Origin of the sequence: Calothrix sp. FACHB-168 (assembly GCF_963889195.1) — a bacterium.
GTDB lineage: Bacteria > Cyanobacteriota > Cyanobacteriia > Cyanobacteriales > Nostocaceae > Aulosira > Aulosira anomala_A.
Window position 1 is genome coordinate 171,278 of the sequence record NZ_CAWPNJ010000063.1, and the last position, 24,392, is coordinate 195,669.

Below are 24,392 nucleotides of genomic sequence, written 5' to 3' on the forward strand. Positions count from 1 at the left end.
CTTCTTGGATAAATATTTTGGCGTTGTTCAGTATTCATTTGAAAATCTCACGCAGAGGAGGCAGCGCGTTGCGGGGGTTCCCCCCGTTATAGCGACTGCCGTTACGCAGAGACGCAGAGAAGAACGCGGAAATTAGGAGTTTTTCAAGAGGGTTAATAAAAAGCTCATCTTCATAGAGAACTGGTATTAATTGAATGTATCGTCAACTCACAATAACCTGCCTAAAACAAATGTTAACGGTGGTAGTTTAATGCGGATACCACCTTCTACAATATTTAACACTCCACCCGCAGTAGTGAGGAGCATATCTACACCAGAAAAATCGCCATACCAATTAGGAATTTTAAACGCTTCTTCACATACTAGGTTTTTACCTAAATTCATCGCCACTAGCAGTGGTTTAGCATGATTGCGATCGTGAATTAGTACACACCATAATCCATGATGTCTAGAGCATAATAAGGTGCGGGTTCCATGTTGAATTAGGGGATTTTGGTTCCTAATTGCGGCTAGTTGTTTAATGAGAATAAAAGTTGGATGATTTTTATTATATGGGGCAAAATTTTTGCGGTTAATGGGGCCAAATTGCCAAACACAAGCAGGGTTTTCAAACATATCTTCTCGCACATAGCAATCATGACCAATCCATTCGCCTGTATCTGGTTTTTGATGCAACCCTAAAGCACCAGAAAATTCTTGCTCTGTTCCTTGATAAATAGATGGTATTTGCGGCCCTAAAATCAAGCAGGCTAATCCAAAATGTAGGCGAATTCTCGCTTCATCGGGATTTTCTAGCCGACTCCAAAATTGATGGAAAATTCTCGTTGTGTCCTGATTATCCAGGAACATAATATTATTTTGCCAACCAGCATGATATGATTGTAATGGTGCGAGAAAGCCACAAAAATAATCTGCTAATCCGCCTAAACAACTACCATCATTGAAGGAATGTTTGATGGCATAGTAGGTAGGATAATCAATTAAATTGGTGAATTTGGCGTTATTGTATTCGATGACTTCTTCATGAGTACTTCCTGCATGTTCAGCTATTTGTAAAAACTGCTTTTTCCCTAAATAACTAGCATATCTTGATATTTCTGCCACACAAGGCTCCCAAAAATCCAGACCAATGTGACGGGCTGAATCGTAACGAAAACCATCAATATCTGTTTCTGCAATCCAATATTTGAGGTGTTGAATTAATAATTCACGGACATAACTTGTTTCAGTGCGCCAATCTTCCAGAAAACCAAATAGTCTTTGATTGACCATATCGGTGTATTCTGGCCCGTGGAACAGACAGGTATTGCGTGCTTCTATGGGATAAGGCATGACCGCAGAATCATCGCCTTGTACATACTTAAACTCACCCCCCACCGGGCCGCCATACTCTTCCCAATTGATACTATCTGCAAGATGATTGTTAACAACGTCTAAAATGACAGCAATATCCGATTCATGAGCTTTTTTCACCAGTTCCCGCAGACATTCAATGGTACCTAGACGCGGATCGACCATTAACAAATGAATGGGATGATAGCCATGATAGCCGTCGGGCGCATTCACATAGACAGGGCTGAGAATAATAGCGCGAATTCCCAATGATTTTATATAATCTATCTGCTCAATCACACCGCGAATTGTCCCACCATGACTTGCATAGGGTGATGTGGGATCGTAGTTAACTGCACTCATCCCCGCACGACTGTTATCTGCTGCGCGTGCAAATCGATCGATGATGATCGAGTAAAATAAACGCGCTCCCCAATCATTAGGACTAGATGTCATGGCTAACTTAGGTTTAGGCCCGTAAAGAGGCCGATCGCTCGCATAGCCCAAAAACTCAGAGGGGATTTCCGCCATTGAACGGGGTGCTTCATCGCAGACAAATAAAAACTGCGATCGCTCGCTGGTATGTTCAGTACCATTAATATCTACATAACCTAATCTGTAGCGATAACCTCCCCCATTGATGATTTGGGGGAGGTTGACTGAGAATATTTTGTAGCCGTTTTCGTTGACGCTTTCAGTTTCTGTATTGATGCGATCTACATCGCAATATCCTTGACCATCATTTAACTCATAGATTATCTGACCATAATCAGGATTTTTAGATAAGTGAACGCCAAATTTAATCGAGATTTTTTCGTTAGTTTTAAACACCCAATTATAAGGGGCAATTGTCGGGTCTAGATGTACTTCACAGTATTCATCAAAATAGCGCATATGGCATTCCTATGAGTTAAAGATGGTACGCTGGTAAACAATTTATTTTCAGTGAAGTTATTAATATTGAGGTTGCTGATTAATAGTATGGATTTAATTTATTGTTTGGCAGAAAAATTGTTAATGCTTTTTTTGCACACATAATTAAATACCATTTTTTTACTGAATTTCGCTACAAAATTGTCTATTTTAGACTTATACAAATGCCAGAAATCACCAATAATTATCAGCAATTTTTGGGTTGCAAAGTATCATTATTCATTTTTATTAGCAACCACAACCATATCAATTAAATGCATTTTCTTTAAAGTTTCATTTTGATTCACTTGGTGTTCTATATCTAATATCTCGGCGACACTTTCTATTGGTTTGATTGGTCTATAGAGACGGGCTTGAATTTGGGGATATTCAATATATGTACCGACATTCATAGTTTTATGAGTATAAAATTCAGAATGGTAGGCTTCCCATTGCTTGATAGCAAATAGCGGTTGATTAGGAAGTTGATAATATGCTGATTCTGATTTGAATTCTTCGGGGAATGTCTCTTGCAAGCTGGGATTAAATGGATTAGCCAGGATGGTTTGTAACAGATCAAAAGGTAGATAACGAATGCCTAAGCCTGCATTAGGGCCACCTTGACAAATTTCGGCAAATTCTGACCGTGTAATCAGAATATTTTGATGATCGAACTCCTTTGTGAGACGAACGTGATAGAGAGTAGGAGATTTGCAAGCAAATATTACTAAAGAGCCATTGGGTTTGAGAAAGTTATAAAAAGCAGCAATACTTTCTTGAATAATGTCTAAAGAAATATGCTCAAAAATGTGGGAGCAAACGATGAGGTCAAATTTTCCATATTGCCCAATTGCGGGACTTTGCATAACATCATTCAAAAGATGGACTTTATCACTTTTGACTGGTGATGTATAGGCTGCTTGCAGTAAATTCTCATATTCTTGAGTTTGCCAAAAACCGTCATCTTTTAATTTTTCTAATAATTCTTCATCTGAGTTAAGTAGACAATTGGCTACCACAGAAGCGTGCAAAAATCTCTTGCGATCGGGTTCAACTAAAACAATCTTTTTAGCTTGCCAAAACCGAGGCAGTAATCTTCCTAGTCCACATCCAGCATCAAGAATGACTGCATCAGGGGTAATCAAGTCTTGAATATTGTTAGCCCAAACTTCCCGATCTCTAGTTTTCCAAGCTTGATGAGCTATATCTGTCACCCACTGGTAGGGATCAACTGTGTCGTAGACTGTAGCAGTAACTTTTGCCATGATATATACCTCTATTAAACTCAAAGGAAATTAAAACAAAACAGCTGGCAATTCTACTAGGAAAAACGTAGTTGAAACAAATGCATCAGATACTCTAAATATTGTCGCCAAGTAACCTTACTTGCTCCTTCTTGACGTTCAACAAAAACATAGCCGACTTCAGCGATTTGATTGATTGCACCTCGCTTTAGTACTTCAATCAAAATTTTGTAGCCAAGGGGATTCATTAACTTTTGCGCGATCGCATCTCGACGCACTAAGAAATAACCACTCATGGGATCACAAACACGGCTGAGAACACTGGGTAAAATCAGCAATCCCAAAAATTGTGCCCCCCGTGACAAAAACCGCCGATGTATTTGCCAATCACTGGTTCCACCGCCGGGAACATGACGACTAGCAACAGCTAAATCTGCATCTTGGGCGATCGCGTCTAATAGCTTGAGTAACACCTCTGGCGGATGTTGTAAATCACCATCAATTACCCCTAGTATTTGCCCATTAGCTACCTGCCAACCTCGAATTACCGCCGTAGACAAGCCTCGTTCTTCCTGACGACGCATCACACGCAGGTAAGGATAATCTCTGGTTAGTTGCTGGGCAATTTCCCAAGTGCGATCGGGACTGTCATCATCAATCACAATCAATTCGTAATTATTTGGTAAGGCTTCATCAAGCAAATAGCTCAACACATGAACCACTGCCAAGATGTTCTTACTTTCGTTATAGGTGGGGATAATTAGCGAGAGATAAACTGGCTCATGGCTTTGTGTAATTTCGGAAAATAAAGGAATTTTCAGTGCGCCTGTAGGCACTGGTATCAGAGCTTTCGGTTTATTAGCAATCATGATTCAGTTGTTTATTTAATTTGCCAGTTCCACCTCAAATTGATGCCAAAATTCCAGAATGTAACACAAATAATTGCTACTAATTTTGCCATATATTCATTCATTGTAAATTTATTAACTAAAAAATTTACAATTGCCACATTTACTAGCATACCCACTAAACAAATTAGGTTGAATTTGGCAAATCTTTGGAGTTTTTGAGTAACTAAATTTTTTGGCGTTGAGACATCGCCAAACGTCCACCTATCGTTCCAGATAAAATTATTGATGATTGCTAACTCTGTGGAAATCATTGCACCTGTAATTAAAGATAAACCTAATAAACCATGCAGAAAATAAAACCCTCCTAAATCTATAAATACGCCACTAAAACCCACGATAGCGAAACGCATCAGCCGACTAATCAACACCCATAAACGAGGTAAACTCAGTGGGTTCATGAGTTCATAAATTTCGCCATTATTCATGACAATTATTTTCGCCTGTCATTATCACTCCATCAAAAATAACATTTGTGCTATCCAAGATATTGCTTATAACTACTCAATTTTTGCAAATTCCCACAAACCTCCTGGTGGCGGATTCAATACTCTGATTACTTTTAAATCATATTGCTTATCCTGCTCTATTTGATGAAATAAACTACTATTGTTGTACATAAAAACAATCTGATTATCATCTTGCTTAATGGGTAGCATATCATCATCAGCCCTTGGCAACAAAAGAAGTTTTGGTAAATAATTACTTAAGGCTAAGATTGCTCCTAAATTAATAGGACTGTTATTAGTTACCAATAAAGGTTTATCTAATTTTTTAATGAATTCAGATGTTTCTTTAATCAATGTGCTGCTCGATTGTATCCACCAATTACTAGTCTGAAAAAAACTGACATCAGAAATCAAACCGCCTATTAATAATACCACGATCATCAATTGGCTAATTTTCTGCATCCAAGTTTTTTCTTGAAAAATGTAGAAAGCTACAACATAAGCTACAAGAATTTCTAGGCTGATACATAAAGGTAACTGGTAGCGAATTTGAATCGAGCGGATACCGCCAGTAAATAGGTCAGATGCAATCAATAACATACCAGGAATCAGACCTAATAAAAAAACTAGTATGACTGGTTTATTCAGAGAATTCCTGAAAAATAAATATACTAGATAAGTGATTAAAATTAAACTAAATATTAATTCAGAGATAGTATAAATTACAGGCCCTTCCAGTTCCAAGCTACTCGACAATCCTAGAGATAAACTTAAATTAATATCGAAAAATGTCCGGGTCAATCGAATCAGAAAAATACTGATTAGCTCAAAAGGATTATTTATCCATTTGATTGCATACCCTGAAGTTAACGATATTGCTGTGTGAAGATGATTTATAATCACATTCAGCCAGGGCAAAAAGATTAAAAAAGCGACAATCGTCGCTAGAAGATAATTGATTAGGGTTTTGTGGAAGCGAAACCGTTGGTGAATAATTATATAAATACCATGAGCTATCATTATCAAAATTGTGAATAAATGACTGTATAAACCCAAGGCTAATGTCAGGCTATAAATAGCCCAATTAGTTTTATTTTCTTTTCTGATAGCTCGCAACAAAGCTGCACTAGATACTATAAGTTCTAACATCCATAAACTGTATTGACGGGCTTCTTGAGCAAAGTAAAGCTGCAAGGGAGAAACAGCAATTAAAGCCATCGCCACCCATCCCACAATTGCCGAATCAAACAATTCTAAACACAGCCAATATATACTAGGAAATATTAAGATACTGATAATTGCTGATAAACTTCTCACCCCAGTAGGTGAATCTCCAAATACTTGCGCCCATAATCTCACCAAGACGTAATATAGAGGAGGATGTTGGGGGTCTGAGGTAATTAAGTAATTGACTGTATCAGCCACACCCCGCTCTGGATTGATGTGTTGATATTTGCTAAATGTAGTAATAGAAATTGTGCCTTTACTATCAGCAGCTTCCTGTTGTAACTCGGCTACTGTGTATCCAGAGATTGCTACAGATGTCCAATTTTCATCACCGCAATAGATTTTTTGTCCTAAATTGGTAAAGCGAAAGAAAATGCTTAATCCAATGAGGATTATTACTAAAATTTTTAACCAAGTTGGCGGACTGGTTTTGATGACTAATTGCGGTTGGTTCATTTTCGGCTTTTGAGATTCATTTGTTTCTAGACACTAACGGTTTTTTTTGAAGCGATCGCTATGCAGTCTTTCTTCCACCAGTGTTACGCGCACGGGAATTTTGTAAGACTCTAGTTTGTCTTGACAAAATGCTCGTAGTCTGGTGCGAAAATCCCGCAAGGATTCATCTGTAGTCAGTCGAATCTTAGCAGTAACTATATTTCCAGTAATCGAATTTGCTTCACCCTTGACGGACACTTCTAAAACACCTTCCATCCCTTGTACAACACTCTCCACCTCTGCTGGATAGACTTTCTGTCCACCAACGTTAATTAATTCGGATTTACGTCCGAGGATTCTCAGCCACTCACCGTCAACTTCCACTACATCTCCAGTCATGTACCAACCATCTAAAGTAAAAGGCGCTGGAGCGTTCAAGTAGCCTAGCATGGCACTTTTGGCTTTAATTTCCAGCATTCCGTTAACGATGCGGGTTTCATATCCTTCCCCACCTACCTTGAACCAAAGAGAATCAGACGATCGCGATTTTGAGCGCATGATACCGAGTTCGGTGAGTCCGTAGGTTTGATGAAAGCGGATGTGGGGAAAAAGCTGGTTTAAGCTGTTGAGGACGCTTTGTGGCATGACTTCTGTTCCATAGGTAACAATTTCTAAGGAAGACAGATCGTATTGCTGATGGACACCACTCAAAAGCAGGAGTGTGAGAAAGGTGGGTGAGGTAGGTAGTAGCTGTACTCGATGCTTGGCGATCGCAGCTGCTACGGTTTCTGGAGAGCGATCCAAGGGGATAACAGCACATCCTCCATTGGCCAGAACATGCAACAGGGTATTGATCCCGCCAATATGGTCAAATAGTAAAAATAGCAGTGTCCTCTGTGCAGGTCGTAGAGTTTGGAACTTTTCTTGGATCAAGACAAAATCATGGATGGCAGCTTTGCTCTTACCTGTAGAACCGGAGCTGAAAATGATCAATCCTGGATGTTGGCGATCGCGCAATTGACACAGTAGCTGATGTGTGGCTTGAGTTCCCGTTTGTTCAATCTTCACATCATCTTCTGCATCTATTTTGACGATCCATTCTACTTCCGCTATTTGGCGCAACTCAGCTCGACTTGTTTTCATCTCTGCTGTTAATAGTGCTACCACGCAATTACGTTGAAGTAACGATAATAACAAGGCAACAGCATTGGGTGAAAAATCTGCTTCCAAGGCGACAACTGCACCTTTGGGTATCATTTGTTCCTCTAAACTTTCCTGCCAAAATTTGACTAGTTCTCTCAGTTCACCATACAACAGTGAGCGATCGCGCCAGATCAGTGCCTCAGCATCTTTACTTTGATCAAACCTCTCTAGCAGAAATTCGATAGCCATTAGACACCCCCGCAGACAGTAGCATTATTAATACAATTGACTATATAATTAGTTAATGTGCCTACAGTAGCCAATGGATTGGTGCTGCTTGGCGTAATTTCGGTAATTGTGTTAGTTAAATTAATTGTGATGCCTAACTCTACCTCAACATCTTGCTCAATCGTTACGAGCAATGAGGTAAGTCCCAATGAATCAATAAATCCACCCCCTGCTAGAATATTAGCAGCCTGACCTTGTTCAATTTGGATACGACCCCAACCTTGTGCAGTTACTTCTGCAATACAGGCTAGGACAATCTCCTGAACAGCTTCCTTGAGATCAGCGCGTTCTTGCATTTAAGATTTCCCTCACTTTGGATTTGCTTAACCAATCCTGGATTTGACAGTGGAACTCGTGTTCACGCTTAATCGTCCCAGCCAAAAAATTGATAAATTTCTGAATTTGCTCATCTTTGACGGCAGATTTTTTGCGGACAAGAGTGAGAAATATTCTATAAACCTCTTCCCATAAATCAATGATCGCTAGCATTTGATCAACAATTTCTGAGAGAGGAAAATTGAATTGTTGATTCATATCATCGAGCAAATCGCGAAGACAATAGCGACTCCAACGCATATCAAAGAGACATTTTCCCAAGGATTGGGGAATTTCTCCTGTAGTGGAGTAGTAGGAACTAAAAGCTTCATAGATATAATTGCTCAGAGCCACACCTGACAAATAAATCCTACCGGGTCTAGTTCTTGTCCGTCCTTCCAAAAAGGCATTATTGACCCGATTCAGGATATTAATTGCTATACGATCTAGCTTTTCGTTTTGATAATTGGCGGCAAATGTGACGTTGATCATACCGTAGCTAACAAGCATGGAAAAGCCTCTAGCTTTAGTAAATACCTCAAACTGGATATTACCGCGCCAAAATTCTGCTAATGATTCCAGGGAAATAGTACCAAAAAATTTGTTTGGTATAGGGTCATAAAGTAAAACTTCGTCACCTCCTATTCCAATCACAGATATATAGTGATCGGCAATCTGAAAATTACCACCTAAAGCCGAAGTATTGCGAGGTTGGAGATAATTGGGATTGTGGAAGTCTGGACTGTATGGCAGTTCGTAGGTAGTTCCAGAAATAATTACGGGTTCATTACGTTGGATACGGTTGCTGATTTGAGCCAGTCCTTCCTCAACAGAAGATACACTTGCGATCGTTAACTCAAATAAGTCCATTTCCTGTTTAAATAGCTTCTCCCTACTAATGATGACTGGATTCGGCACTACATCAGCCGTTTCTACACTAAAGACAGGAACACTCCAAAACTCGGAATTAGCTACGATACTGAGCATACTTTTACCAGTCTTTTGACACAAATGCAAATCCACTAACGGGTAGTGACACTGGTAATAAGGAGGAACTTCCAGCCTCAGTTCTGATGTAAGGGTGATTTGCTCCATATCATTTTTTCTACTTTGATACAATCTTCAAGTTACCAACTAAAACTTAGACCAGCGTTCAATTTTATACTCTATTTCTGTATTATCCTGTGCTTGTAACAACCGCAGTGGTATCGGTGAACCGTCTTTTTGTCGCTCAAAGTTACGCATCCCACAGCTAAAAACATCTCTTAAGGCGAAACCTCGTGGTAAAGTATATTTGCCTTCATAAGTATTTACACTGCTTCGCTGTAAAGGTAATGTGCCAAAATATATCTGCTCAACCTCTGGGGTATGTTCTGGAACATGGGCGCGTAGGTGAACTTGCACTTGATCGGGAAGACTGGATACCACTGTGTAACTCCGTGATGTTTCTAACCCTTGAGAAAAGAAAAAGACTTTGTTAGTACCTAGAGAAAGTCCAGTCATTCGGTTCCCCTGTTCTACAGTAATCATCTCTGGTGGCTCAACATAGTAATTACCAGTGAGAGCGGTGCATCGCAAGCCGGTGTCATACTCCACAATGGGATTAACTGTTAATGGTTTGCTTCCTAGCCCTAGAATGTTCTCACCTTGTAGTTCTAAGGAAACTGGCTGACCTTTTTTACCAAAAAAAAGTAGCAGTGGGTTCTTTAGACGGTTACGCCAGTAGGTTTCATGATGAGCTGCATCGGGTTCCAGGTAGTAAAAAAGCTCCGTGTTAGGCACAAAACCTTCAGTTAACAATACATCAACCAATTCTTTCACAGCAAAGGTATGAATTCCTTCGGCATCGCCAACATCAATCCAGAGCATAAACTCTGGTTTACGCATCGGCCAGGAATACAACCAAGTATTAGTATCAATGCTACGGACAGCAGGTGAGATCATCCCTACTTTGCCAAAAACATCGGGGTTGCGTTCTGCAATGTTATAGCTGACAGTTGCACCAGAACAAGCGCCGATCATAGCAGTGTGAGAGCGATCGCTTAAAGTTCTAAAATTTCTATCTATAAACGGCTTCACCTCTTGGACAATAAAGCTTTCGTAGGTATTACCTGTCAGTGGTTGATTTTTATAGAAGCCTCCATAGTGCCAGTAATCAGATACTACAGTAGCAGGGTCAGCCCCAATCCCGACAACAATCATTTCATCAATTAAATCAGCATCAAGTAGCTGCTCAATTGTTTCATGCACCCGCCAAGATTCACCATCTAATTTTTGTGGTTCAAACAGGTGCTGTCCATAGTGCATATAAAGGACAGGATAACGCTGTGTAGAATTATCTGTATAACTGGGGGGTAGATAGAGATATAACTTGCGGTTACCAGCTAAAATCTTTGATTGTAATGCAATTTTTTCTATCTTTCCTCTAGTTGCTTTTTTAATGTTTTGCTGACAGTATATGTTCATAAATCATTGATAATTTCTTGATTATTAATTATTACTTCTGGATTAGTCACTTCATTAATATTATTCCAGGCAAAATAACTGTACAAACTGATAGATACCACTAACATCAGCAGACCTGCTATAATCATTAAAAAACCAATTCCTCTACCGGAACCTGTTTCAATTAATTTGCCAATACTATTAGCAAGAATGCCATCAGGTTCTAGCATCGGTTCTAAAATTTTGTCTGTGAGTGGACTAGCACCGAGATTACCAAAAGCGGCTGCTAAACCTGTGACAGTATAGAATAGTCCTAACGCTCTTCCTTGAACGCTAGGGTTCAGGCTATTTTGCCAAATTGTATTATTAATACTGAGAATAATCGGCAGGGTAAAAAACGATATAGTTATCCCCAATGTGATGATGGGAATAGAGGGTTTTATCCCAGCAATTATTAAACCTAAGCCATTTAAAGCCGCAAATATAAATAGAGAAGAAAGATATTTTTTTCCTCCTCCCCAAATACTCATAAACATACTACCAGCCGCCATCCCACAACCAGCAATTGACATGACGCTGCCAAATGTTGTGGCGGTAGAAAAGGATAATATCAAGGGATTAATCAAAACTGTAATCATGCCATTCACAAAAGAATTAATGCTCATGAATGCCATGATAATCATTAAAAATAGCCGGGAAGAAATGTTTTCCCAGCCGTAAATAATGTCCTTAATAATAGCAGTCAATCCTCTGGTTGATAGTACGCTAGGTTCTGGTTGAGGAATATCAATGATTAATAATGTCACCAGTCCAATAAAATAGCTACAAAAATCAATTAGTAACAAGCCTTGGAGTTGGAAATTAACAATGATTAAACCTGCTAAAACTGGTGCAGCTAATTGTCCTACTGCGGAACTAAAAAGTATCAAACCATTGGCTCTTCCCATTTGATTACTAGGAACCATCATCGGTAAAGCGGCGGCTTTGGCTGTCATTTGAAAAGAACCGCAGACTGAGGTGAAAAATGCAGCTACATAGGTATGCCAGAGTTGTAAATTATCAGTTAGTAGCAGTAAGGCAAGTGATAATGTAACTAGAGATGCACCGATTTCACTAAAAATAATTGTCCATTTGCGGTTCCATTTATCTACTAATGCACCCACAAAGGGAGTGATTAATACACCAGGTAAGGTAGTAAAAAATAAAACCAAGCTTAACTGGGCTACGGCGTGGGTATTTTGATAAACCCAGATACTCAAGCCAAATCCTGTTAGGCGCGTACCAATTTCCGATAGGGACTGTCCGAGCCAGAAAAGAGTAAAGGTGCGGAGTTCACGAATTAATTCAACTAGTTGATTTACATATTTCATGATGCTGATTTGGTGTTAATTTATCAGACCAAGCGGCAACGATCTCGGAAAATATATATTCTAAGTTTTTAGTTATAGACCAATTAGGATAATGATTTTTGATTTTGTCTAAGTTACTATAATAACATTTGTGATCCCCTTGCCTGTGTTCATCTCTATACACAAAAATCATTTTTTTATTCGTCAGGGAAGATACAATATCAAATGCTTCTAAAATTGAACAGGTATTATCTTTACCACCTCCTAAGTTATAAACCTCTCCGCAGCGAGGTGACTTGATAAATTCATCTATCAAACGGGCTACATCAAAAGAATGAATGTTATCTCTTACTTGCTTACCTTGATAGCCAAATATTTGATAAGTGCGACCTTCTAAGTTACATTTGACTAAATAGCTGAGAAAGCCGTGTAATTCTACGCCAGAATGATTAGGCCCGGTTAAACAGCCACCGCGCAAGCAGCAAGTTTGTAGCCCAAAATAACGCCCATATTCTTGCACCATAATATCCGCAGCAACTTTAGAAGCACCAAAAACAGAATGTTTTGATTGGTCAATGGAAAAGGATTCTGGTATACCATGCTGATAGGTAGGTTCGGCATAATCCCACCGGGTTGCTAACTCGATCATGGGGATTTGATTGGGCGCATCTCCATATACTTTATTGGTAGACATATGGATAAAAGGCGCTTCTGGAGCAAATTGACGAGTCGCTTCTAAAAGATTAAGCGTTCCTACAGCATTGGTTTCAAAATCATCAAAGGGAATTGAAGCGGCTAAATCGTGGCTGGGTTGGGCTGCTGTATGCACGATCGCATCTGGTTTGAGGCTATAAATTATGTCTAAAATTGCGGCGCGATCGCGTATATCTATTTCGTGATGTACAAAGCCTTTAATTTGCGATTCTAAGCGTTTTTGATTCCAGCGTGTATCGCCTTGCGCGCCAAAAAAAACTGCTCTTTGGTTATTATCAATACCATGAATAAACCAACCTTGATTAGCAAAATATTGGCAAACTTCCGAACCGATTAATCCTGATGATCCAGTAACAAGTAATTTTTTCATTTTTGTCATTTGTCAGTGGTCAGTGGTCAGTGGTCAGTGGTCATTTGTCATTTGTCATTTGTCATTTGTCGTTATTTTCCCAAATAATTAGGTGGATGTTTATATTAAATGGGGATTTATTAGTTAGCTATTCATCTGAACAGTCAACCGTCAACCGTCAACCGTCAACCCTATTTTCTAGCTAAACTATTAATTAAGCTTTCGCTTGGCTTCTAGAAGTTTGGCTTTTTCTTCTGGTGTCATTTGTTTTAGGCGTAAAAAGGCTTTAGCGATTTTTTCAGTACGTCCTGATTCCGGTTCTTTTACTAATAGAAGTTGTGCCATTTTTTCAATTGTTACCGTGTCAAAAAGTTCGCGTAATTCCAAATCAATTAAGAAGATTTTTCTGATGCGTGCATGAACTTGCGCCGCTAACAGAGAATGTCCGCCGAGTTGGAAAAAGTTGTCTGTGACTCCGACTTTCTCAACTGGTAAAATTTCTTGCCAAATATAGGTTAATGCTTCTTCAATGGGATTTCTTGGTGCTAGATATTCTTGGCGATAATCTGATTGATTTGGTAATGGTAATGCACGCCGATCGATTTTATTATTCGGTGTTAAAGGCATGGCATCCAGAAATACCCAGGCGGCAGGTAACATATAATCGGGTAGTTTTGCTAAGATATGCGATCGCAGATTTTCTTCAGTCGGTGCTGCGATTTCTGATTTCACAACTAAATAGGCAACTAGTGTTTTACCGACAGTATCATCAATGGCTTGGACAATAGCTTGCGCGATCGCTGGATGAGTTTCTAAAATGGTTTCGATTTCGCCTAATTCGATGCGATAACCGCGAATTTTGACTTGGTAATCGCTGCGTCCCAAAAATTCAATTTCACCATTTCCTAGCCAGCGCGCTAAATCACCGGTACGATATAGTCTCTCACCTGGGTTTGTAGCAAAAGGATTGGGGACAAATCTATCTGCGGTTAAATCTGGTCTTTGGCGATAACCCCTTGCTAATCCAATTCCGCCAATGAACAATTCACCGACAATCCCTTGAGGAACGGGATTACCAGCCTTATCTAAAATATAAATTGAGGTGTTATCAATTGCCCGACCAATAGAAAGCGCATCTTCTGGTTGCTGAATTTGCTTAACGGTAGACCAAATTGTGGTTTCTGTCGGCCCGTAAACATTCCACAGTTCCACCTGCGATTTGAGAAGAGTAGCTGCTAACTCTACGGGTATGGCTTCCCCACCGCAGAGAATGCAGAAATTATCCTGTGGTTCCCAACCTGCCGTTAACAGTAATCGCCAAGTGCTAGGGGTGGCTTGCATGATGGTGGCTTGGGATGTTTGCAATAGTTGAGCTAGCTTAAAGCCATCTTTGGTGGTTTCTTTGTCAGCGATGACTAATTTAGCACCAGTAATTAAAGGTAAGAATAACTCTAATCCGGCAATGTCAAAGGAGATTGTAGTTACTGCTACTAGGGTATCCGCAGATGTCAGGTTGAGTTTGGCTTGGAAACTGAGGAGGAAATTGACTACAGATTCATGGTGAATTTGTACTCCCTTGGGTTTGCCAGTGGAACCGGAAGTATAGATAACATAGGCTAAATGATTGTTATCCACAACCGCCAGAGGCGCTGTATCTGGTTGGGAAGATAGATCATCTAACAACAAAACTTTTGCTGATGAATCTGGTATTTGAGTAGCAATTTTAGCTTCGGTAATAATTGCCGTTACCCCACTGTCTGCCAGCATCCAAGAAAGGCGATCGCGGGGGAAGGTAGGATCTAGTGGTAGGTATGCTGCACCTGCTTTCATAATACCTAACAGGGCGACGGGCAAACCTGCATGACGTTCTAAACATACCGCTACCAAAGTTTCCCGCGTTATGCCTAGTTGCAATAGTGCATTGGCGACTTGGTTAGATTGGCGTTCTATATCTGCGTAGGTGAGGTCAGGAAAAATTGCGATCGCATCGGGAGTTTGAGCGGCTTGTTGGCTGAATAATTGATGTATGGGGGTAATCGGTAGTTGGGAATGGGTGATTGGCTGGGGTAAATTACCAATTTCGGCGTTGCTGATTGGTGGGATGATTTTTGTCTCACGCAGAGGCGCAGAGGCGCAGAGAGTAAGAGTTTGAGAAATCAAATTTTTAATTTTCATCCCTTTATTCAGCAATGCCGCAATTTCCTGTGGAGACAATAAGCCAATGTCACCGATAAATTGGGGATTTGCTGTGGCAATACTGGTTAATATCTGCGCAAAATTCTGTATGATTTGTTGCCTTTCTTCCTTGCTGCCGATGTCCTGTCCAAAAGCAATTTTTAGCGTTAAGTCATCTCCTGGTAAGGCGTAAAGGCTGATGGGGTAATGATTTTTCTCTAGAGATTCTACAGAATGAATTGCCAATTCCCCTGGATGATTACGCAGACTTTCGGAGACTGGGTAATTTTCATATACCACAATCGATGCAAATAACGGTTCTCCCCTGGGAATGTCACTCCAGGCTTGAATATCTACTAAGCGAGTGAAAGAATATTGATTGATTGCTGATAAGCGATCGCGTAGTGAGTTTAACCATTGTCCAAAAGGTGTGGCTGCATCTAATTTCAGGCGCAAGGGTAGGGTATTAATAAATAAACCCACCATTTCTGCAAAGCCGGATAATTCAGTGGCGCGTCCTGACACGGTGACACCAAAAATTACTTCCTCGCTACCGCTATATCGACTCAACAGAATACCCCAAGCTGCTTGAATTAAAGTGCTTAATGTTACTTGCTGTTTTTGGGCAAAGGTTTTGAGTTGGCTGTAAATTTCTTGGGGGATGGCGGTTTGTAAGGTTTGGTAATCTTCGCTTGAGTTGTTTTTTATACCTAAATTTGTGGCTTCTCGAACACCGCTTAATTCTTCTCGCCAGAAAGAGACTGCGGAACGAGAATCTTGTTTTTGTAACCAAGCGATAAAATCGCGGTAAATCGGCGGTTGGGGTAAAGTTGGAGGTTGAGTATTAGCTTGGTAAAATGCGATCGCATCTTGAAAAACTAGCGGTAATGACCAGCCATCTAACAACAAATGATGGTGAGTCCACAAGAAACGCCATTTTTCTGTTTCGGTTCTCACTAAAGTCATCCGCATCAGTGGCGCTGTTTCTGGCGATATCTTTTGTTGGCGGTCTGTTTTGACTAATAATGACCATTTCTCGGCTATTTCTTCAGCATTAAATTCACACCAATCTGCATAAACAAAAGGTAAATTTACATGGCGGTGAATGCGCTGTAATGGTCGGGGTAAATCTTGCCAAACAAAGGAAGCGCGTAAACTTTGATGGCGGTTAATACAAGCTTCCCAAGCATTTTTAAAAGTGTCAACATCGAGAATTCCTGCTATTTCCCCACTCACCTGTTGTAGGTAAACATCTTTATCTGATTCGTAATTGCTATGGAAAAGTATTCCCTCTTGCACAGGGGACAGAGGATAAATATCTTCGACATCGATATTTCCGGCTAAAGCTATAGTTAATTGTTCTCCATTGATTCCAGCTAGGGGAAAATCTGCGGGGGTAAAACTATATGCTTGCTGGCGGCTATTTGCTAACAGTAGCTGTAAATGCTTGGCGAAACTATCTGCTAAATGATGTATCGTTGCTTCTCGATGCAAGGCTTTGCTAAAACCAAAACGGATTTGTAATTTTCCGTTAGCAATTAAACTAGTAATTTCTAGTTGAAAAGCACGCCGATTTTCTGGGTGTCGGGATAGTCCTACATCTTCAGTCGCTGGGGTAAAGGGTGCAGTTGGGGAAATATTTTCATCAAACTGTCCCAAATAATTAAATAGGATACCTTCAGGAATTGGTGGTAAAGTAAAGGCGAATTCTGGGTTTTGTGTCAGGATACCGTATGCAAAGCCATTATTGGGTAAGTTCCGCAACTGTTGTTTAATGCTGGCTAAGTTCGCGAAAATATCGCCTTTGTTTTCTAATTTGACGGGGAAGAGAGATGTAAACCAGCCGACAGCATCAGAAATATCAATTGCGGTAAAATCGCTTTCTCTACCGTGACTTTCGAGGGCAATTAAGATGTTTGCTTCTCCTGTCCATTCTGTAACTGCTGATAGTAAAGCAGTCAAAAGAACTTCTTGAATTCTGACTTTGTGGGTGCGGGGTAATTCATACAACAGGCTTGCAGTTTCTTCTTGACTGAAATTGCACTCTATTTGACTAGCAGAAATTTCTGTGTTGTTGGCGATGTTATCGGGAAAGTCTACAGGAAGTTGCGGATTATCAATATATTGCTGTTTCCAGAAATTAACTTCTTCTTCCCATGTCGAATTTTCTGTTAGATGATGTAGGTGTTGAGTCCACTGTGGGAAGCCGATGCTATGGCTAGCTAAGGAAATTTCTTGTTGTTGTTGTAAAGCATTACAAGCTGTAGCTAAATCTTGTAAAATGACGCGCCAGGAAATACCGTCAACGATGAGGTGATGAATAATTAGTAATAGCTTATCGCTGGTATGTTCATCAGTTTGGAAATAAACAGCAGAAAATAGAGGCCCGGTAGCTAAATTTAGTTGAGCTTGAAATTGGTTGGCTGTGGTTTGCAGTTGGGTTGATAATTCTGTTGGCGTAACAGCAGTAAAATCAACAATATTAAAATTTAAAATTCGGCTATCATCGTCTAACTTTTGTATCCATCCGGTTGCAGTTTGCTGGAAGCGCAGACGGAAAGCTGGGTGAATTTTGGCAAGATAATTTAAAGCAGTTTCACATTGGCTGGCATTAATTTCTGATTTGATATCTAAAAGTATTGCCTGATTCCAATGTTCGGGATGGGGTAAGTTTTGGTTGAAGAACCATTTTTGAATGGGAGTAAGGGGGATTTCGCTACCTACAGGCAAAGTTAAAGCATTGGGAATTTTATTTGATGTTTTTACCTGTGCTGCTAACGCCTCAATTTGGGGGTTTTTAAACAAATCTTGGGGCGTAAAATAAAAACCTGCATCCCGTGCTTTGGCAATAATTTGTAAAGCGAGAATTGAGTCTCCGCCTAATTCAAAAAAGTTATCAGCAATCCCTACTTGAGATACTTGTAATACTTGCTGCCAAAGTTGAGTTAGTATCTCTTCAATTTCCGTGCGTGGGGCGATATATTGTTGATGGGTAACAATATTTTCTTCATCAGGAATTGGTAAAGCGTTGAGATTAATTTTGCCATTGGGTAGCAAAGGCCAAACATCAAGACTAACAAACAGCGAAGGCATCATATAATCGGGGAGTAACTCCGATAAATGCGATCGCAATAATGTTTGCCAATTTGTGGGAGGTGTTTGCAGTTGTAAATATGCAACTAGTCGTTGGGGTTTATCGTTAATTGCAATAGCTTTCGTGACAGCGCGCACTACCCAAGCAGGTTGTTCCAAAGCGGCGACAACTTCCCCTGTTTCGATGCGGAAACCCCGGATTTTCACCTGTTGATCGACACGTCCCAAGAACTCGATTCTACCATCAGGTAAATAACGCGCGCGATCGCCTGTGCGATACATCCGACTACCAGGATTTTCTGCAAAGGGGTCGGGTATAAAGCGTTCGGCGGTGATTCCTGGTGCATAGGCGTATCCCCTAGCTAATTGATAACCAGCAATATATAATTCTCCCGGCGTGCCAATGGGTACAGGCTGCATCAGGGAATTTAGGATATATAAATCTGCATGATTGACTGGTTGACCGATGGGAATCGTATCAGTAATTTCATTTAGTTGACATTGGTGAAATGCTACATCAATTGTTGTTTCCGCCGGGCCGTAAAGATTCACCAAAGGAATCGCTAAAAGTTGTGCAAACTCATCCCAAACCCGTTTTTTCAGTGCTTCACCACCACTAAAAACTAACCGCAGAGATGAACATTCAGCAAATCCCGGTTCGCCTAACAGCATTTCTAACAGACTCGGCACCAATTGTAGCAGAGTCACTTTTTCTTGTTGAATAGTATTGACCAAATACGCCGGGTCTTGATGACCTCCCGGTTGCGCCATTACCAACTTAGCACCCACCATCAAAGGAGTCCAAAATTCCCACACAGAAGCATCAAAACTAAATGGTGTTTTTTGCAAAACGACATCCTGAGAAGTTACGCCAAAGGTTGCTAAAAACCAAGCTTGATGATGTGCTAAAGCCTGATGGGAAATGGTAATTCCTTTTGGTCTTCCTGTGGAACCAGAAGTGAAGATAATATATGCCAGATTTTCATTGAAAACAGCAATTTCTAAATTTGCAACAGATTGAACTGCAATTTTTTCTTGATAAATATCAACACAGATAATTTGACAATTATCAGCTACGAAATCAGAGAAAATTGCTAAATCAGAACGAGATAACAGCAGTTTAATTTGCGCATCTGCTAACATTGACTGAACCCGCGCCAATGGGTAATGGGGGTCAATGGGGACATAACAACCACCAGCTTTGAGAACCGCCAACATAGCACAAACCATGTCAAAGGAACGTTCTAAACAAATACCTACAGGTTGTTCTGCACTAATACCCCATTCAAGTAAGAATCTTGCTAGTTGATTCGCCTTTTGGTTGAGTTGGCTATATGTCCAACTTTCTCCATCACAAATAACTGCGATCGCCTCCGGATTTGCTGCTGCTTGTTGAGCTACAATTTCATGTACTGGGGTAACTGCTAATGGGTAATTTTCTCCCCATCTCCCTTGGACTGAGCGAAGTCGAAGTCCCATTTCTCCGTGAGGATTAGCAATTAAAGCATTGATACTATTTTGATAGTAATTACCAATATTTAAGATTTGCGCCTCTGCAAATTCTTGGCGGTCGTATGTAATATTAAAGGAAATATTGTCACCACCGACTTCTTCATTCCAAGTTACAGCCAAAGGAATACTCGATTCATCCAAAGATTCGGCTTTAATTAACTCCACATCTCGCCAATTGAGCAAGCCTTGATAAACGTGGAAATGGACAAAATTAAAGGATGTTTCATAGAGACTTTGCGACCGATGTAAACGCTGAATTTCTGCCAAAGGAAAGCGACGATAAGGCATTAATTCTTGTTCAGCTTGCCAAGTTTGTTTAATTAAGTCAACCCAAGAACCGCGCGGTAATGATAAGCGTAACGGTATTGTATTTAAGAATAGACCTAAAACGCGATCGCTATCAGTTTCTGTAGGTCTACCATTACTTACCAAACCTGTGACAATTTCGCTTTCTCCAGAGTAAACACTGAGAACTTGCAGATGAACCGCTAGCAATAATGTTTTTAAAGGTACGCCTAACTGCTTGGCTAAGACTTTTACAGCTTGAGAAATATTGGCGGGTAAAGTAATATCAAATTTACCCATTCTTGACCCTGCATAAACCACACCCGGCCAGCGCGGAAGTTGAGTCAAGGGAATTTCTGCTAGTTGATTTTGCCAAAATTCGCGCTGTTTAACATCAGCTAAAGCCTGCTGTTCTAAAGCGATAAAGCGAGAATATTCTAAAGCTGGTGCTGGGGGAAGTGCAGGTATACCCCTATTCATCAGATGGAGATATAAGCCTGTGAATTCTGATAAGAAATTGGCTAAACTCCAGCCATCCATGATGGCATGATGTAAAGTAAAACTGGCTTGTATCACGTTTTCATCCAGCAGATGAATATGAAAACGTATCAATGGCGCTTGTTTATAATCAAAGCGATTTGCCCGTTCTTGAATAATAAATTCTTGGATATAATCATCCTGTGCTGTTGCTGATAAAGCTGTTAAATCGGTAAAAATGATTTGGCTGTGTACTTCTTGAAAAACCACTTGAATTGGCTGAGAGAATTCTGCTAAATAAAATGCTGTTCTTAAAACTCGATGTCTGGCGAACATTTGGTTATAAGCAGCTTCCCAAATGCCTAAATCAAAAGGTATACGAATCCGAAAACTAAAAACATCATGGTAAGTTGTCGAAGCTTCCGAATATTCACCATGAAATAACATCCCGGCTTGGAGTTGTCCCACAGGATAAGCATCTTCAGCCCCATCTGCTAATTTTTCTCGGTCTTGGGGTGCAATTAAAGCAAAAGGTTGGATATCAAGATGCTGATTATCTGTGGCTGTAGCTGTTGTTAAAAATTCTGCTAAATCTGATAGTGTTGGATGAGCAAAAATTTGCTCTAATTTTAAGTTTAATCCCTGGGTTTGGGCGAGGGAAACTACGCGAATACTGCGGATAGAATCGCCACCCAAGACAAAATAATTATCAAATCTACCTACCTGATTTACCCCTAAGACTTGTTGCCAGATATTAGCTAAAATTTCCTCTGTTTCTGTAGCGGGAGGAACAAAAGCAACTGCGAGATTTTCTCTATTTATTTCTGGCTTGGGTAAAGCTTTTCTATCGACTTTACCGTTAGGTGTGAGGGGAAATTTATCTAAATAAACAATCTGCGCAGGTACCATGTAATCAGGTAGTTGCTGTTGCAAATAATTTCGCAGAGTTTCAATTGTCGGTTGCTGTCCAGGGATACAAACTATATAAGCAATCAACCGCTTTTGATTGGTTTCTGTATCAACATCTACTACAATTATGGCTTCTTGAACTTGGGGAAACTGAGAAATCGCCGTTTCAATTTCGCCAATTTCGATGCGGAAGCCACGAATTTTTACTTGGTCATCTATGCGTCCAAGATATTCTAAATCGCCGTGAGGAAGAAAGCGACCTAAATCGCCGGTACGATATAAACGCGATGGATATTTTCCGGAAATATCTGCAAAATAATCCTGTACAAATCTTTGTGCGGTTAATTCCGGTCGATTCAGATAACCACGCGCCACCCCTGCGCCACCAACATACATTTCCCCAATTACTCCGGTGGGGAGAGGATTTCCATCAGGGTCAAGGATATATAGTTGTAAATCAGGGATGGGTTGACCAATTAAACTACCAGATGCATTGTTTATATCTTCTTGATTAATTGGTCTATAGGTGACATGGACGGTAGTTTCTGTAATTCCGTACATATTCACTAAGCGGGTTTGCTGTTCCCCATAACGTTCAAACCAAGGACGCAGACTGGGGAGGTTTAAAGCTTCGCCGCCAAAAATAATGTAACGTAAACGAGAAAGGTTACAGTTAATCTCTCTACAAGCTAGTAATTGTGCAAAAGCTGAGGGAGTTTGATTGAGGACGGTGACTTTTTCAGCTTGCAGTAATTGTAGGAAAGTTTGCGGGTTACGGCTAACGCAATAAGGAACGATAACTAACCTTCCGCCATAAAGTAACGCACCCCAAATTTCCCAAACAGAAAAATCAAAGGCGAAGGAATGAAAAAATGTCCAAACATCCTGTTGATTAAATGCAAACCAATGTTGGGTACTGCGAAATAGACGAGTAACGTTATGTTGGGTAACTAATACACCTTTGGGTTTACCTGTGGAACCAGATGTATAAATAATATAAGCGCCTGATTCTGGGTTAAGATTTTCTATTATTAAGGGCGCGTTGCTTTCAGTTAAATATGGTGCATCTACTGCATCTAAACATATTTTCTGGGTCGATTCTGGAAGCTGAGAACTAATAGCAGTTGTGGTGAGAATTAATTCGGCTTCACAATCAGATATAGTAAATTCTATTCTGTCACGGGGATAAGCTGGGTCTATGGGAACATATACGCCACCCACTTTCACTACACCCAGCATAGCAATAATTAATTCTGGAGAACGTTCCAGACAAATTACCACTCGTTTATCTGTAGTAATCCCTTGTTTTTGTAAATATCGAGCGATGCGATTAGACTTTTCATCTAATTCTTGATATGTAAAATTTTCTTGTTCAAAAGTCAGCGCAATTTGTTCGGGATATTTGCTGACAATTTCTGCAAAGATTTCTTGGAGAGTTGCTTTAGGTTCTAATTGCTGCGGTTTGACTTTTGGTAAGCGATAACCGGGGGGAAGTAAGGATAAAGACTGTAGAGAGGCTTGAGGGTTATTTGCCATATTAATCAGCAAATTAGCAAATTGCTCAAGCAGTAATTCCATAGTTACTGCATCAAACCGAGATGCATTGTAACTTAATTTCAGAGATAGCCCATCCCCAGGAACTACCACTAAAGTTAAAGGATAATGGGTGGTTTCAAAAAAGAAAGATTCGGAAACATTCAACCCGAAATCAGCAGCTTTTAAAGATTTATCAACAGGAAAGTTTTCAAAAGCTAGCAAACTTTCAAACATTGGTTGTCCGCGCGGAACATCACTCCAGCCTTGAATATCTGACAGGCTGGAATGTTCAAATTGACGAATGAAAGCGGCGCGAGATTGCAGGTTTTGTAACCAAGTATCAAGGGTTTCTGTACCAGAAATGATCACACGAAATGGTAAGGTATTGATAAAGGGGCCAATCATCCCTTCTACCCCTGGTAATTCTGGGGGTCTTCCGGCTACTGTAATGCCATAAACTATGTCTTGATTGCGGCTATAACGGTTAAGTAAGATTGCCCAAGCACCTTGAATAACTGTGTTCAGGGTAACGCTACAATTTTGAGCTAATTTTTGTAATAATGCTGTAACTTCTGGCGATAGTAACTGTTGAATTTCTCCACTAATAAAAGCATTACTATGCTTGGTTTTAGACATCATTAATAGGGGCGTTGCACTAGCAAATCCCGCCATATATTCTCGCCAAAATGTTTCACCATCTTGGGGGTTTTTCTGTTTTAACAAAGCTATAAAATCACCATAAGGACGGATATTTGGTAGAGATATGTCGATATTTTCTTTAGCTGCTTTGTGCAACATTAAGAATTCGCGTAGGAGGATCGGCCATGACCAACCATCTAAAATTATATGGTGGTGACTCCAAACTAAATGCCAGGATTCTTCCCCTAGACGAATTAAGGTTACCCGCATCAATGGCGGACGATTTAAAATAAAGCCTTGTTTTTTATCTGTTTCAAGAAATTCAGCGAGGCGGGTTTTTTGGGCTGAGTTACTCAGTCCGCGCCAATCTTGTTCAGCAATATTAAATACCAGATTCCGAAAGACGATTTGTACTGGTTCGGTTTGTCCTTTGGTAACAATAGCAGTTCTTAAAATTGGATGTCTATCTACTAGGGTTTGCCATGCTTGGCGGACTGCAATTACAGAAACTTTACCTTCTAACCGACAATGAAATTGCTCGAAATAAACGCCTGATTCTGGTTCATAGAGGGAATGAAATAATAACCCTTTTTGTAGCGGTGTCAGGGGAAAAATATTCTCAATTTTATCTTTAAGTTGCATATCATTATCCTTTA

11 protein-coding genes and 1 pseudogene are annotated in these 24,392 nt (G+C 40.1%); all 12 read right to left on the minus strand.

What is annotated here, in order from left to right; translation table 11 throughout:
- Nucleotides 1–207: 207 nt before the first annotated feature.
- The 12 genes and pseudogenes from AACW45_RS31350 to AACW45_RS31405 all read right to left on the minus strand — a co-directional run bounded on the left by AACW45_RS31350 (nt 208) and on the right by AACW45_RS31405 (nt 24,378).
- Nucleotides 208–2,226, minus strand: a complete 2,019-nt coding sequence (locus tag AACW45_RS31350) for an alpha-amylase family glycosyl hydrolase (RefSeq protein ID WP_190629919.1) — start codon at nt 2,224–2,226, stop codon at nt 208–210.
- A gap of 254 nt (nt 2,227–2,480) precedes the next feature.
- Nucleotides 2,481–3,509 (minus strand): class I SAM-dependent methyltransferase, encoded by a 1,029-nt coding sequence (locus AACW45_RS31355; RefSeq protein ID WP_190629922.1) that lies wholly within the window; start codon nt 3,507–3,509, stop codon nt 2,481–2,483.
- 59 nt (nt 3,510–3,568) lie between these two features.
- A pseudogene (locus AACW45_RS31360) lies at nt 3,569–4,357 on the minus strand (polyprenol monophosphomannose synthase); the annotation flags it as partial.
- Between the two features lie 11 nt (nt 4,358–4,368).
- Complete coding sequence (locus AACW45_RS31365) at nt 4,369–4,824, minus strand: GtrA family protein (RefSeq protein ID WP_190629926.1); 456 nt, start codon at nt 4,822–4,824, stop codon at nt 4,369–4,371.
- 72 nt (nt 4,825–4,896) lie between these two features.
- The gene (locus AACW45_RS31370) at nt 4,897–6,528 is read right to left on the minus strand and encodes a glycosyltransferase family 39 protein (RefSeq protein ID WP_190629928.1); all 1,632 of its coding nucleotides are present in this window, start codon (nt 6,526–6,528) and stop codon (nt 4,897–4,899) included.
- A 33-nt stretch (nt 6,529–6,561) separates the two neighbouring features.
- The gene (locus AACW45_RS31375; protein WP_190629930.1) at nt 6,562–7,899 is read right to left on the minus strand and encodes an ANL family adenylate-forming protein; all 1,338 of its coding nucleotides are present in this window, start codon (nt 7,897–7,899) and stop codon (nt 6,562–6,564) included.
- Nucleotides 7,899–8,234, minus strand: a complete 336-nt coding sequence (locus tag AACW45_RS31380) for an acyl carrier protein (RefSeq protein WP_190629932.1) — start codon at nt 8,232–8,234, stop codon at nt 7,899–7,901. Before AACW45_RS31380 ends, AACW45_RS31375 begins: the two co-directional genes overlap by 1 nt.
- Complete coding sequence (locus AACW45_RS31385) at nt 8,218–9,348, minus strand: hypothetical protein (RefSeq protein WP_190629934.1); 1,131 nt, start codon at nt 9,346–9,348, stop codon at nt 8,218–8,220. Before AACW45_RS31385 ends, AACW45_RS31380 begins: the two co-directional genes overlap by 17 nt.
- 39 nt (nt 9,349–9,387) lie before the next feature.
- Nucleotides 9,388–10,719, minus strand: a complete 1,332-nt coding sequence (locus AACW45_RS31390; RefSeq protein ID WP_190629936.1) for an alpha/beta hydrolase — start codon at nt 10,717–10,719, stop codon at nt 9,388–9,390.
- Nucleotides 10,716–12,068, minus strand: a complete 1,353-nt coding sequence (locus AACW45_RS31395) for an MFS transporter (protein ID WP_190629937.1) — start codon at nt 12,066–12,068, stop codon at nt 10,716–10,718. Before AACW45_RS31395 ends, AACW45_RS31390 begins: the two co-directional genes overlap by 4 nt.
- Complete coding sequence (locus AACW45_RS31400; RefSeq protein WP_190630016.1) at nt 12,043–13,131, minus strand: NAD-dependent epimerase/dehydratase family protein; 1,089 nt, start codon at nt 13,129–13,131, stop codon at nt 12,043–12,045. Before AACW45_RS31400 ends, AACW45_RS31395 begins: the two co-directional genes overlap by 26 nt.
- Before the next feature lie 189 nt (nt 13,132–13,320).
- Complete coding sequence (locus AACW45_RS31405; protein ID WP_242045588.1) at nt 13,321–24,378, minus strand: non-ribosomal peptide synthetase; 11,058 nt, start codon at nt 24,376–24,378, stop codon at nt 13,321–13,323.
- Nucleotides 24,379–24,392 lie beyond the last annotated feature (14 nt).

Coding starts and splice junctions, on each gene's coding strand:
- AACW45_RS31350 (WP_190629919.1), bottom strand. CDS start 2,226: ATGCGCTATTTTGATGAATACTGTGAAGTACATCTAGACCCGACAATT.
- AACW45_RS31355 (WP_190629922.1), bottom strand. CDS start 3,509: ATGGCAAAAGTTACTGCTACAGTCTACGACACAGTTGATCCCTACCAG.
- AACW45_RS31365 (WP_190629926.1), bottom strand. CDS start 4,824: ATGAATAATGGCGAAATTTATGAACTCATGAACCCACTGAGTTTACCT.
- AACW45_RS31370 (WP_190629928.1), bottom strand. CDS start 6,528: ATGAACCAACCGCAATTAGTCATCAAAACCAGTCCGCCAACTTGGTTA.
- AACW45_RS31375 (WP_190629930.1), bottom strand. CDS start 7,899: ATGGCTATCGAATTTCTGCTAGAGAGGTTTGATCAAAGTAAAGATGCT.
- AACW45_RS31380 (WP_190629932.1), bottom strand. CDS start 8,234: ATGCAAGAACGCGCTGATCTCAAGGAAGCTGTTCAGGAGATTGTCCTA.
- AACW45_RS31385 (WP_190629934.1), bottom strand. CDS start 9,348: ATGGAGCAAATCACCCTTACATCAGAACTGAGGCTGGAAGTTCCTCCT.
- AACW45_RS31390 (WP_190629936.1), bottom strand. CDS start 10,719: ATGAACATATACTGTCAGCAAAACATTAAAAAAGCAACTAGAGGAAAG.
- AACW45_RS31395 (WP_190629937.1), bottom strand. CDS start 12,068: ATGAAATATGTAAATCAACTAGTTGAATTAATTCGTGAACTCCGCACC.
- AACW45_RS31400 (WP_190630016.1), bottom strand. CDS start 13,131: ATGAAAAAATTACTTGTTACTGGATCATCAGGATTAATCGGTTCGGAA.
- AACW45_RS31405 (WP_242045588.1), bottom strand. CDS start 24,378: ATGCAACTTAAAGATAAAATTGAGAATATTTTTCCCCTGACACCGCTA.